Source organism: Neisseria sp. P0009.S007, from assembly GCF_051962515.1.
Genome location: NZ_JBQCVF010001240.1, coordinates 1 through 244, shown reverse-complemented (window position 1 = coordinate 244; position 244 = coordinate 1). Strand labels below are relative to the sequence as shown.

The window sequence follows — 244 nt, the reverse complement described above, 5'->3', positions numbered from 1 at the left end:
GGGCGAAGACGCGCTCGAATTTCGAGGGCGGGTTGCCGAGTTCGCCCGAATCCAGTCCGATGCCGTCGATATGTCGTCTGAAAGGCTGTGCTTGGGCAAGCGTTTCAAACGCGGACTCTTCGCTCAAATGCCTCAGGAAACACATAATCAGCCTGCTGGAAATGCCCCATTTTTCCTGCGCTTCCAGGCGGGCGCGGGTGATGCCGTTGATGACGGTTTCAAACGGTACGCCGCGCGCGGTATG

General features: G+C 58.6%; 1 pseudogene. It reads right to left on the bottom strand.

Going from position 1 to position 244, the window contains the following annotated elements:
- Positions 1-244, bottom strand: a pseudogene (locus ACTHS3_RS18455) (adenosine deaminase); the annotation flags it as partial.